The sequence below is a fragment of the Acinetobacter sp. YH12239 genome, from assembly GCF_013417635.1.
Lineage (GTDB): Bacteria > Pseudomonadota > Gammaproteobacteria > Pseudomonadales > Moraxellaceae > Acinetobacter.
Window position 1 is genome coordinate 378,688 of sequence record NZ_VPDP01000002.1, and the last position, 13,531, is coordinate 392,218.

Genomic DNA, 13,531 nt, shown 5'->3' on the forward strand with positions numbered 1-13,531 from the left:
CATTTTTAACAATAGGGCTTAAATTTAATTTCGGTTTATACAGTGCATTAAAAAGGGCTTCGATTGAAGCCCTTTTACCTTTTAGAATCGCCAATTGTAGAAAATATCAATGGCTTTTTCTAAAGACTGACTTGCTTCCAAATAGAGTCTTTGGTTCATCTGATATCGTAGCGTCAATTTATTGACTGGCGTAAAGACACCAACACCATAACGGATATATAAATCAGGGGTCAGATAACCTGTCACACTCACTTGAGTGTCATCACCTGTTCCTTGCGCATCAAGAGCAAGACCACTTAACCCAAATGTCTGTCCAATTTGATTGGTTAAAGCACGTGTACCACCAAGCCCTAAGCTAATCCCCGCTGCAGCAATGGTATTGTTCACATCTGACTTAAAGCCTTCTGCTTGACTCAAGCTACTTGAACCTTCATTGATTCGACCTGTAATTAAGGCATTCATTGCTTCTTGTTCAGACAACCCGGCATCATTAAAGACTTGGATATTTGGACTGCTTGCAGTTCCAGTAACACGCACACCAACTGTACTGCCTGAAATGAGTTTACTTGCTTCAACCTCAAGGGTTGGGTTGGACAATGCGCCATTGAAACGTGCGATTGCACGACTTAATTCTAAAGACTGACCATAAGCTTCAATGGTAACGCGTTTACTTACACCAATCGCACCATTGGCACGCATGGCAGTTTCTAATCCGCGTTGCGTTAAGTAAATTCGCCCAAGCAATGGAATACGACTATTAAAGCCTTGGAAAATTACTTGGTTTCCTAAATTTAATTCTAAGTCAGCGCGGATATCCCATGGCTTTGCAGCCTTAAGTACCGCGAGTTGATTATCACCTTCACGTACCACTCGAACATCGGCGGATAAAGGCACTACGGATGCGCTCGATTCTGGCATTGAAATCAGCGCACGCGGAACTTCAACTTTACCATTCAAAGTTAACTGCTTGCTGACTGGACGTGCATCTAAATCCATCTCAGTGTTCACAACAGCTGTGATTAATGGTGCTTGGCGAATAAATAAATTATCACCTTTGAGTTTTAAACGAATTCTAGGATCATTTTTCCAATCGATATCACCCGTTAATTTACCCACACCCCGACCACTATTGAAAGCGCCATCGATCGTCGCTTGGTTTTGACGAATAGATGAATACAGCTGAATATTCGTGAGATTAACAGGTAACGAAATCATGCTGATTGAACCATTTTTAAGTCGCATTTCGCCGTTAAATAACGGTTGAGTCAATGTCCCACTGATTTTACCCGCAAGGGATAAATTACCATCGATTTTACGCACATCCGCAATGAATGGTTTTAAAATTTTCAGTTGTACTTGACTCAGAGCAACTTCACCACGCATTGGTTTCGAATCAACAAATGGATTCACCACAACATTTGCATATCCAGTCCCAATATTCGGAGCTTTCAAATCAGCACGAAGTAATAATCCTTCACGAATACTTCGTGCAATAAGACTTACTTCATCGTAGTTCATTGTGGTGCTAATATCATCAGGATCGGCAGCTGCTAGACCGACAACACCATTACGCGTAACAAGTTTGGCATCGATTTTTGGTTGAATGCCTTGCCCCCAAGACGCTTTAGCATAACCATCCAATTTACCCGTAATTGCGAAACCTTCAGGCATAAATGCAGCAAAGTCACCAAGATCTAAATTCCTACTCACAAATGAGGCGCTACCTTTGGTCTTACTCACACGTAAGGGCTGATCAAAGCAAAGCTGGCTTTGATTACTGGTCCAGCAATGAGCACCCACAAATAATTCTGTTTTCGCAGTATTATAAATCACAGGGGCAGATTGGGCCTGTTTCAAATGCGCGCGTGCAGAGTCAAAGTCACCTTTTTGAATTTGACCTAACCAATCATTCGCAGGATTAAATCCACCTGCCAGTTGTACGTAAAATTTAGACAGCTTGTTCGCGGCTTGCACTTTCAATAAATGTGCTTTTCGTGTACCAGCAATTGAGACTTCAGCGTTTTGAATCTCACGATTGCCACTTCTTAAACTGTCCATTCTTGCAGTTAATACAGTAGGCACTGTATCTGAAGTTGGTAATTCCCCTTGGATGTTGAGTGATTTGATACTGACCAGATCATTGAAACCAAAGTTATTCACCTTTACATTCGCAGTTGCGGACAATCTCGGTTGAGACTGCACATTAACAAAACCTTGCGCACGACCACGTAAACCAGGATAAATCTCAAATAATGCAGGTGCGTCAATTTTAACGCGAAGATTCTGAGCATTCCCTTCGGCTTGAATCTGATTCTGCGCATACACCAAATACAAATTATTGGCTTCAAACTGTTGTGGCAAGAAACCTGTCTGATTCGAATTAAGAATAACAGCAAGATTACCTTTTGCTCTCAGCGGTTTTTTATTGATCATGCCAGCGAGGTTGAGTCGATCAATATTAATTTTTTTCAAACGATCTGACCAAACACCATCCGTTTTGACATTACCTGAAATTTCACCTTTAACACTTGAAACAAAATAATGAGGCTTAAAGCGTATTAAAGAAGCATTAATGTCCCATCCGATTCCATTGGCTAAATTGACTAAACCATTGGCATTGATCTGACCCGCAGCACCCTGATGTTTAAATTCGGAAATATTGATGCGCTGAGGTGTGCCTGCTACACGTATTTTAAGCTGACCATCCCCTTGTGGCAGTTGGCTTGCATGTAATGCACCATCATAATTGACTGCGAAGCCTTTAAAGCCACCACCCGACTTTTCATCATGTAGAAGAATGGCTGCTGTACTTGAGCCAGTCAGCTTAATTGTTTCCGGTGGATTTTGATTGGCAAGCTGACCTGAAAGATTGATCTGATTTAACTGAATAATTTGCTGGTTAGGTCGAGCAAAGCCACTCGCTTGAATTTGTCCATTTAATAAATTTACAGGAGCAGCAGAACTGATGGTTTGCGGATTAAAGTCTTTTGCATTAAGCACCGCATTCCATTTCAACTGTCTTTGATCAGATGGTAATTCAACCTTGGCATTTGCTTGTAAAGATCCTTTTCCATCTGCTTGATAGATAAATGAAGGAACATGAAGATCATTACCTTTAAGGTCTAATTGGGCATTGTATTTGCCAGCAGGTAAAGTTCCTTTTTCATTTGCACCAACTACGGTTGCCACATGAATATTTTGTTGACCTTCAACTAAAGCAAGTTTTACATCCCCAGATTCACTACTTAACCAACCAATGTACGGAACAGCACGATCAATATTTTTCCAAGCGACATCTAGCAACATCGGATTCGGCTTATTATTTTTTTGTTCAGCTTGATTAAGCTTTAAATTCCATGTTTCATATTGGTCGAAATCAATAAGTGCTGTGAGAGCTAATCCCTTCTCTAACGACCCAGCTGAGGCGATTTTGGCATCCAAACGTTCTGGCAGAAAATCTTGCACCACTTGTGGAATCACTTTATCTTTTGGATTGACTTTATCTAAGCGACCTTGCACATCCCAAGTGACTTTATCCTTCCATCCCACGACACCCGCAAGATTCAGCGCCCCATTCATCAATTGACCATTCAGGTTTGAAATATTCAATTGATTGACGAGATCTGTATGCGCCAGCGCAGTATATTGTCCTTGAGGAATATTTTTACCAGAAATATCGGTATTAATATCCAAATTCAAACGTTGGATATCTCCAGAAAACTTAGCAACTCCTTGTTTAGATAAGAGCTCCTGCTCTAGCATTAAAGGCCAGTGATAATCTTTAAAGTTTAAAGCACCTTGCATCGGTACATTTTTTCGAACTGGATGTACCACTGCCCAACCTGTTAATAAATCAGGGGTACGCGTGGCAATGCCCGCTTGAATGGTATCTAAAGAGCCTTTTGCATGGAGATAAATATCCTCAACGTTGATCGACTTTAAAGATGGGAGTCTTACAACTGCTTGCGCATCTAACGGATATTTACCTTTAAAATCCATCTGACCTGTTGCTTTTTTTACAGACAAATAACCCATATCAAACTGCGAATCTTCAAACTTAAGCTCAGTACCTGACCATAGTGCTTCGTTTAGGATAATGTCATTAAATTGCACTTTAGAACTTGAAGTCTGAATGACCAATTGATCGATATCGGCATGATCAACACGTAAAACAAAAGGGAGTTTGATTTCACTAAACTTAAATGGCTCATCACTCGGCGGTGACTTGTTAATGACACGCAAATTTCGGACATCAGCACGATTCAAATGAATTTCTTTATCTAATATGGCACGCCAACCCAAAGTGACATCAGCTCTATCAATTTTCACATCAACTGATTTCAGCGTTACCAATACATTTTTTAGAATAATGCCTTGAAGTAAATTTCCACTTTCATATTCATACTGAATAATCTGTTGAGTGGACAAAGCACGGTCAAGTAAGAATTTACTGCCTTTGTCTGTTGAAAACATTACGGCAAGCGAAGCCACAAAAAAGATCAGAATAAATAAAATGATCAGCAATACACGGCGTAATAAACTTCGCTGTGGCGTCACGTTTTGATCAGGTTGTTGCTCAGGTTGCTGCTCGATGTCTTCAGCCATACTTATTCCAAAAAATGATTGAGTACTTTTATTATCTTAAATATTAAAGTTGCGGCCCGATAAAGAAATGTAGACGAATCGGTTTACCAGGATCAGATATCCCCGATGCCACATCTAGACGAATTGGACCAATTGGAGAGTTCCAGCGGATTCCTGCTCCTATGCTATATTCAGTATCATTGGTAAATTTTTCATCATAAGCATTACCAAAATCACTAAATAACGCGGCGCGCCAACCTTCTTTAAATTGGTAATTGTACTCTAAAGTCCCAATCGCACGCGCTTGACCTCCGACTTTATATCCAAATTCCACAGGGGACAAACTCTTATAGTCAAAGCCTCGTAGACTTTGGTCACCCCCTTCAAAGAATCTCAAGTTATAGGGCACTTTTTGAAAATCTTCTGTGATGATATAACCGAGGTTTGCCCCACCAATGAATTGATGATCATTGTTACTGCCTAGTGAATATAAAAATTTCCAGTTCGCATTCACAATCGCCATATCAGCATCGGATAGCAGGCTTTCACTCCCCAATTGGATTTTGTAGTTTTGTTTAAATCCTTTTGTCGGATTTAATCGATTATCACTGGTGACTTTAGTGGCTTCATAACCAAGTAATAAAGATTGCTGGTCATCATTACCCGTTGCAACGACAAACTCTGGGATTTCATCCCAATTGGTATCTGGGTCAAGTGTCTCAGGAATATCACCTTCAATCGTCATACGATCTAGACGATAACGCACACCAAAAATATGCTGCCAATCACGACGCGCACCTTTAATAATTCTGTCAGCTCCGGCAACGGCGGATTCCACAATGAGATTTAATCCATTCCCAATTTCATCACGATCTTCACGCTCATAACCACCCACTAGACTGACATAATCATTTAATGGGTGTTTATATGGAATATTATAGCGACCATCAATCGATTGTCTGACTTGTGACAACTCTAAGTTTGCATCAAACGAATGACCACGTTCATTCACAATAGAACGGCGGTACTGACTTCGTAAACGCACACCTGTATCAGTACCATAACCAATACCTGCTTCAACACTATTTAATTTATCCGCATTCAATGTCACGATGACAGGGATTTTTTTCTCTTCACGTGCTAAGGCTTGTAAACGCTCAGTTTCTTCTTTCTTGGCCTGCGCTTGATTATCAGCATCATTACGCTCTTGCAAAGTACGACGTTCATTTCCACCCGCAAATTGAGTTTCATCTGCCACATTCTGCGTGACTTCTTCTGATGAACTTGCCTGTTGTTCAGCCTTTTCTTGACCTGTTAATAAATTTCGATCAATTTTTTGCTCATCCACCAAAGCCTGCAAATCAGGTGCAAGTTCAAGCGGCTTAATAATTGGATCGGGTTTAACAGCGTCAACGAGGCTGTAATTGAAATAACGTGAATTGGTTAAGTTGTTGGCTAATACATTCACACGCCAAGCAGTAAAGTCTGCGCCTTCTTGCCAAGGAGCTAATGTTCTTAAAATATCTTCACGAATCGGTAATTTTTTTGATGGATCACTCATTCTAAACTGCACATCATCCAGCTTATAACGTTCACCTGTTTCCATCTTCAAATTTATATCTGCTTGATTTTGAGGGCGGGCCAACATGACATCGTGCATTCGCCAATAATAATCAAAGAAACCGTTGTTATTCGCCGCTTCAATGATTCGAGCCTTTGTCGCTTCATATTTACCATGATCGAAAATATCACCCACCTCCAAATCAGGAAGCACTCGAATCACTTGCAATTGAGCAAGATTCTGCCCAGGCCCAGTAAATTCAATATTTTGTTCACGCACCACTACTGGATTATGAGGTGTGACATTGACACGCACACGGTTATCACTGACTTTTTCAAACTTAAATTCAGCATCGTAATAACCTACGGCTTGTGCAGCTTGAATAGTCATATTACGGAGTTGCGGAACGGCAGCATTGAAATCTGAAAATGACTCAACTGTGAATGAAGATAACTTTGCTTTGATATTGTCAGCGAGTGGTTTGGGTGCACCTGTGACATCTGCGGTAATACGTGGCACAGCAGCGGGCTGATTAAGACGAGGAGGACGTATTTTGTAGAAAATGCGTTTAAACACATTTACTTTTTCTGGTTCTTTATTCTCAGGTTCTTGGTTTTGAACAGATAATGAACGTCCTTCGGCATTTTCAGACACCTCAATCTGACGATCAGACTGAATATTTTGCATCAACTGATCAATGTTGACTGGCGCTTTTGTTAACTCAGCCTCTGTAATGTCATTCGCAGGTAAATCTTGTACTTGAATGGCTGGAGTCGTCGATCCCGATCTGAAATTTTGCGCTTCCTGCTTGGCTTCTTCAGCGACTGATAAAATTTCATTGGCAAGTCGAGGGTCCACACTCTCCTCAGGCAGCAACTCCAAATCATCAAATTCTATCGGCTTGAATTGCTCTTGTGGACTCAATTGCTCTTGCTGCTGAAGCATTTCATAACTATTAAAATCATCTTGCCCACTCAACTGATCTATTTTTTGATCAATACTTTCAATTTTCTCTTTTGACAATCCCTGTTGTTGCGCAACGTTTTCAATTTTTTGTTTATTATTTTCGATGGCTTGTACGGATGTCGCAGGCTCAAGCTCCTGACTTGAAATCACTGTGTCGGCTGCAAACAATACAGGTGAAGAAAGCGCACCTAAAAAAACACTTGCATATAACCATTTATTGATATCATTTGATATCCATATGTGCTGTACACATTGGGAAAGTAATGATTTTTTAAATTGTGTTTTCGATGGCATACTGCGCTCTGAATACTTTATATTTTAAATAGAAAATACGGATTTTTCACTCAAGCTAACTGAATCAAATTTCTAGTATTTTCAAAATTTTTAGGATGAAAATATGATACATGATTTTCCGATATTGTTACTAAATCATCACATTTCTTAATAATTTTTAAAAAAGCTGAATTGTCATGCAAAAACAAGAGCATCTACTGAGTTCGCGCCGTTTTTTACCTATGTTTTTGACTCAATTTTTTGGAGCCTTAAACGATAATGTCTTTAAACAATCCTTATTGCTTGTCATTACCTATGGTTGGATTCAACAACAGACCGCAAGCGTAAGCACACTCAATAATCTAGCTGCACTTCTCTTTATTCTACCTTACTTCATTTTTTCAGCGACTGCAGGACAAATTGCAGACAAATACGAACGCTCTTTCTTGATTCGTAATATCAAATTGCTTGAAATCTTGATTATGCTGATTGGTACTGCTGGATTTTTACTCGGCAATTTATGGCTATTGTTATTTGCATTGTTCCTCATGGGTACACACAGTACCTTCTTCGGACCGATTAAATACGCCATTCTCCCTGAAATATTAAAACCAAATGAATTGATGTCGGGTAATGCTTTATTTCAGTCAGGTACTTCCATTGCAATATTGATGGGGATGATCTTGGGTGGTGTAGTGATTTCAAACTCTGAAGGCAACTTAGTTTGGATCAGCCTGACGGTCGTGACCATCGCGATACTTGGTTATATTTGCAGTCGCTTCATTCTCAAACAAAAAGTCCGTGAAAATCATATCAATGTCGATTGGAATTTCTTTCGAACAAGTTTCCAAACCATACGTTATGCAAAAAGCTTACCCCTCATTTTTACCATTTTATTGGGTAATTCTTGGTATTGGTTTTACGGCGCGACTTATTTAACTCAAATTCCTCAAATGACTCAGCAAAATCTGCACGCCAATGAAAATGTGGTCAGCCTCCTCCTTACCTTTTTTTCTGTGGGTATTGGTGTAGGTTCATTGCTATGCCGAAAAATTGGTGGCTCAGAGGTCAATATTAAAATGGTGCCTATTGGTGCAGTAGGCTTAACCGTTTTCGCTTTCTACTTAGCAGGAAGTTTAGCCTTTGTTCCTGAAAGGACTGGTGATTTTATTGGCATATCAGACATGTTTAATTCTGGTATGATTTATTATCATGTGATGATTGCAGTTACATTATTAGGGATCAGTGGCGGTTTTTATATTGTTCCGCTATATGCCATGATGCAAGCCTATTCACCGTGTTCACATCGTGCTCGAGTAGTGGCTGCTAATAACATTATGAATGCAGTATTCATGGTGTCTTCTGCTATATTCTCCATTATTATTTTAAGTATCTTAAGTATTGATATTAAGATTCTATTCAGTATTACAGCGATATTGAGTGCTCTGTACACGATTTGGTTATTAACACGCTTAAAACCAATGTTAAAAAATGCTCAAATTGATTTAGAGGATTAAGGTTATGCGTCACTACACAGGTCTAGATAAATTTATCCATTCATTTGATCAAGCACTGCGTAGTTTGGTTCCAGGCACCACCACCTCACAACGTGAAAATCCAGCAAGTCAAGCAGAGACTCATCTCGCAGTGAGTGAAGCAAGGCATGTTGCTGGACTCATGCGTGTTAATCACAGTGGTGAAGTCTGTGCTCAAGCGCTTTATCACGGTCAAGCATTGACAGCTAAGTTGCCTAATGTTCGTCGTGAAATGGAGCATGCCGCGATTGAAGAACAAGATCATTTAGCATGGTGTGAAGATCGTTTAAAAGAGTTAGATAGTCATACAAGTCTACTCAATCCTGTATGGTATGGTCTTTCTTTTGGTATGGGTGCGATCGCAGGTATTGCTGGTGACAAATACAGTTTAGGCTTCGTTGCAGAAACTGAACGTCAAGTGAGTCTGCATCTGCAACACCATCTCGATCAACTCCCACCACATGATGACCGCTCTCGTCAAATTTTGACACAGATGAATCAGGATGAACTTCAGCATCGAGATACTGCACTAAATGCAGGTGGTGTGGAATTACCAGCTGCGGTCAAAATCGCAATGACGGGTATATCCAAACTCATGACCAAAACAAGTTATTATATTTAAAAAAAACGCGGCTCATGGGCCGCATTTTTTTATAGATGATGGAATCGTCTAAACTTATTTAATTCACGTTCAGCATGATTAAAATTCAAATCTAACCGCAATTTATCCTGCTTTAAGGATTTGATTTTCTTAAGATACTCTTCCCGCTTTTCTTTGGTGATTTTGTCATCCAGCAAGTAGTCTCGATATGTTTCAATTTCTTTATCTTTTGCATCTTTGTCTTTCTTAGAACGATAGTACTGATCGGCCACATTATAAAAGGGTGCTAATTGAGCATGTAACTCTGATGGACAAACCCTATACCCACCTCTTCCATCCAAAGCTCCATCGAAAATAACTTCGGGTTGACAATATGAACGAAGCCCAAGTTGGTAACCTTGTTCATATAACTTGTGATCAGGTTCAATATTCACTTTTGAACAGGCTTTTTGATGTTTAACAATGCGATTCGAATAACCACTGCTTCCATCTTTTTCACCTATTTCCGACCATTGAGCAGTTCGACACTCTTGAGGGGAAAGCGTTGCACAACCTGAGAGGAACGCCAAAATTGCGCTTAACACAATAATTTTATACATCTTCTTGATATGGAGCTTATTTATTTTGAAGTGCCGTATTATAAAAATTAGTCCATTTAAAAGAAGCCGATTATTGTTACATCACAGCTTATTTCCGTATCAAAGACATATTTGATCAATGCTACCGATGGACTATTCGGCGAAACTCATCCTATTTTAGAAAATGAACCATCTAGTGACACTTGAGGAAAATGATGCGCTTCATGTTCAAATAATGGATTTTCCCAAATATCAAACATTGGAATTTTAACATCTAAGGCTAATGGCATTTTTTTTGGATTAAATTGCATATTTTGGAGCGTATTTCCCCATGCAATGAGATCTACATCCAAAGAGATATCATGTGAAGGGCGAACTCGACCAGAAGCTTTTTCCAGCGCTTTTAAAAGATTGGTAATTTCATTGACTTGCTGCTTTGATTCTAATAAACATGCAGCATTCCAATAGTCTTGTCCAACACCATCTCGACAAGGTATGACATAGATGGGAGAACGCGTAATACATCCTAATGACGCAATTTGTTTTAATGCATTCACCAGATGATCGTGCGGTTGGCTATTACTCGCCAATGCTAGCGCATAAATCATTACGGTGTCTTTCAAGACGAATTCCTACTGAATTAGCTTGTGGAATAATAGCAGGCTTACGCACAGTAATTTGGATAGACTCAATTGCTGGATATTGTTCAAACAAAGCTTTGAGGACAATTTTTGCAGCAAATTCAATTAATTCAGGTTGAGCTTTTTGAATCGTCTGAGTCGCGATTTCACAAATTTCAGCATAATTTAAAGTATCAGCGAGAAGATCTGAATTTGATGCCTGCTCTAAATCGGTCGCAATATTAAGATCAAGCAATAATGGTTGAATGATTTGCCTTTCCCAGTCAAAACATCCGATGACTGTTTCAACTTTCAATCCTTCAATTAATACGGAATCCATCTTCAATCATGACCTTTTCGTAAACTATCAAACAGTGATAGCACACTTGACGGGAGGCGATAAAAGCAAATCCTCTTCTACTGAGGATTTGCTTTTATATTTTAACACTTGTTTAAGATTTAATGTTTCAACAAAAGATTAGGATCGATTGTTTGTACCATTTGTAAGCGCTGATCTGCATAAATATCAGTGTACGGCGCAAGAATTCTCATAAAACGATCAAAATAAAGCATTTGTTTAAACAGCAATGCGAAATCCCGTGGGAAACGGATGCCATGACGCTCACCTACAGCCACCATATCCATCATGATGTCATTTAAGTCGGCTGGATTAGATGACAGAATTTGCTGAGGATCAGCGGTGAGCACACCACTGAATAATCGTTCTAAATCGTTTGCCAAAACTGTTGTATCAATTTGCGTATTGGTCATGCCCATTTTCAGCATATTTTCTGCCATCAATGGATAATTGGTATTTTGCAATGCATCCATGAAAGCAATACATGCAGTCCATACTTCAGGCTTTAATTGTCCCACAATACCAAAATCAATGAATCCAATGCGACCATCATCCAAAAGCATGAGGTTGCCTGCATGTAAATCTGCATGGAAACTTTCACACATCATCAAACTACCAAACCATGTGTTCATGGCAGTAATCAGAACCTGTGATGGGTCTTTGGAAACTTGACGAACCACATCGAAATCCGTTAACGGCACGCCATACAGACGCTGCATTGTCAAAACACGGCGTGTGGAATATTGATGATATACCTTTGGTGCAGTCGCTTTGGTATTTTGAGTAATGTGCAGATAATTAACAAAATCATCAATATTTTTTGCTTCTTCAATAAAATCAACTTCACGAACCATACGTGTTTTGATTTCTTCAACTATGTCCGCAAGTGAAGCAAATTTTACTTTAGGAACTGCCTTCTCTAGAATCTTGGTCGCCCAATGTAGGACATTTAAATCCGTATAAAGGATGGTTTCAACACCAGGTTTTTGGACTTTGATCACGACATCTTCGCCGCTCACCAATTTAGCAGCATGCACTTGTGCGATCGAAGCAGAAGCTAATGGCGTTTCATCAATAGATGCGAAAATTTCACCTAAATCGCGACCTTCAAACTCAGCATTCAAGACACTTTCAATATAGCTAAATGGGAGTTTAGGTGTCTGATCTAAACATCCTTGAAATTCTTCAACATATTCACGTGGAAATAATGAAGGCGTACTGGCAATAAACTGTCCCAACTTAATATACGTTGAACCAAGCGACTCGAAAGTTTCGCGCATTAATTTCGCATTACTCGGTTTTTCTGTCGCGTATTTAATCCCTGCTCGCGCAGCAATGACCGCAGTTTCACCTACACGGGCCACTGAGCGTAAACCATCTAACCAAATATTATTTTTCATAATGTCGATATTAAATTTCGATATGTTGAGTGTAGCAAATTAAATTGTCTTTGCGGATTGACTACTGTGACAGATTTGACATTCTTTATCCTTGTCAAAACTCAAAATTCGCTGTTGCATGTTCATTCCATTCCATAGAAGGATCTTCTGTTTTAATGGTGTTAAATTTAACCCCAGATATAATAGCGCATGATGTGCTTGCATACTTGCCATCATGTTAGGAGTTGTTGCTAAAACTCCTGAATCTGCACACCTTAAACTCTCATCTGCATGATCTTCTTTGGGAAAAAGACATTCATAACATGCTGATTCACCATCCACCATAAATAACTGCCCCTGCAAACCAATCGCAGATGCACTGATGAGTGGAACATTCGCATCCTTACAGATTTGATTGACCAAATAACGGGTTTCAAAATTATCACAACCATCTAACACAAGATCTTGCTGTGTAATCAGTGCGGCAGCATTATTAAAATCAATTTTTGAAGTGATGTATTCAATCTTAATATAAGGATTAATTTGAGAAACTTTCTTGGCTAACACTTCAGCTTTGTAAAAACCCACCTCATGATGATCAAAGGCAATTTGTCGCTGTAAATTACTGATTTCTACAGTATCAGCATCGATGAGTGTCAATTTACCGACGCCTGCTCTCGCCAATAACTCTGCAGTCAAACACCCTATTCCACCACAACCAATAATGAGCACATTCGACAGCTTTAATCTTTCTTGTGCATCAATATCCCAATCCTCTAGCAATATTTGTCTTGCGTACAACTGTAGCTCAACATCACTCAGTTCAATGCTATCACTCACCTAAACACCCTGATTACATGCTTGTATAAGCCTATGATACCGAATAAATAAGCAGTCTATTCATACAATTCTGAAGATATTTTTTACCCTAGAAGATCTGTACCTTATTGTTACAATTCGAATAGGTTTGTTTAATTTTTCTTATTTTATTTTTTAATATTAATAAACATAATCTCAATAATTGCTTCACTAGCAATTGATTTTAAAAACATCTAACTCCAATAAATGACAGTCAT

The 13,531-nt window shown here is 39.3% G+C and carries 9 protein-coding genes; 2 read left to right on the forward strand and 7 right to left on the reverse strand.

Going from position 1 to position 13,531, the window contains the following annotated elements:
- Positions 1-81: 81 nt before the first annotated feature.
- Entirely contained in the window at positions 82-4,605 is a 4,524-nt protein-coding gene (locus tag FTV17_RS03910) for a translocation/assembly module TamB domain-containing protein (protein WP_179998244.1), read from the reverse strand.
- Between the two features lie 43 nt (positions 4,606-4,648).
- On the reverse strand, positions 4,649-7,405 hold the full coding sequence (locus tag FTV17_RS03915) for an autotransporter assembly complex family protein (protein ID WP_179998245.1): 2,757 nt from the start codon (positions 7,403-7,405) through the stop codon (positions 4,649-4,651).
- A gap of 176 nt (positions 7,406-7,581) precedes the next feature.
- On the opposite strand from FTV17_RS03915, the gene FTV17_RS03920 reads away from it, so the two are divergent.
- Entirely contained in the window at positions 7,582-8,901 is a 1,320-nt protein-coding gene (locus FTV17_RS03920; RefSeq protein WP_179998246.1) for an MFS transporter, read from the forward strand.
- 4 nt (positions 8,902-8,905) lie between these two features.
- The gene (gene coq7, locus FTV17_RS03925) at positions 8,906-9,541 is read left to right on the forward strand and encodes a 2-polyprenyl-3-methyl-6-methoxy-1,4-benzoquinone monooxygenase (RefSeq protein WP_179998247.1); all 636 of its coding nucleotides are present in this window, start codon (positions 8,906-8,908) and stop codon (positions 9,539-9,541) included.
- Between the two features lie 29 nt (positions 9,542-9,570).
- Here coq7 and FTV17_RS03930 read toward each other — a convergent pair whose 3' ends face one another.
- The 5 genes from FTV17_RS03930 to FTV17_RS03950 all read right to left on the reverse strand — a co-directional run bounded on the left by FTV17_RS03930 (position 9,571) and on the right by FTV17_RS03950 (position 13,295).
- Entirely contained in the window at positions 9,571-10,119 is a 549-nt protein-coding gene (locus tag FTV17_RS03930) for a DUF2799 domain-containing protein (RefSeq protein WP_179998248.1), read from the reverse strand.
- Positions 10,120-10,265: 146 nt separating this feature from the next.
- Complete coding sequence (locus tag FTV17_RS03935; protein WP_373687183.1) at positions 10,266-10,721, reverse strand: 2-amino-4-hydroxy-6-hydroxymethyldihydropteridine diphosphokinase; 456 nt, start codon at positions 10,719-10,721, stop codon at positions 10,266-10,268.
- Positions 10,678-11,058 (reverse strand): dihydroneopterin aldolase, encoded by a 381-nt coding sequence (gene folB, locus FTV17_RS03940; protein ID WP_179998249.1) that lies wholly within the window; start codon positions 11,056-11,058, stop codon positions 10,678-10,680. The genes FTV17_RS03935 and folB overlap by 44 nt, the downstream gene beginning before the upstream one ends.
- A gap of 119 nt (positions 11,059-11,177) precedes the next feature.
- Positions 11,178-12,476: an AarF/ABC1/UbiB kinase family protein gene (locus FTV17_RS03945; protein ID WP_035267090.1), complete on the reverse strand. Its 1,299-nt coding sequence runs from the start codon at positions 12,474-12,476 to the stop codon at positions 11,178-11,180.
- A 39-nt stretch (positions 12,477-12,515) separates the two neighbouring features.
- Positions 12,516-13,295, reverse strand: coding sequence for a HesA/MoeB/ThiF family protein (locus FTV17_RS03950; RefSeq protein WP_179998250.1), 780 nt, complete (start codon positions 13,293-13,295; stop codon positions 12,516-12,518).
- Positions 13,296-13,531: the final 236 nt, after the last annotated feature.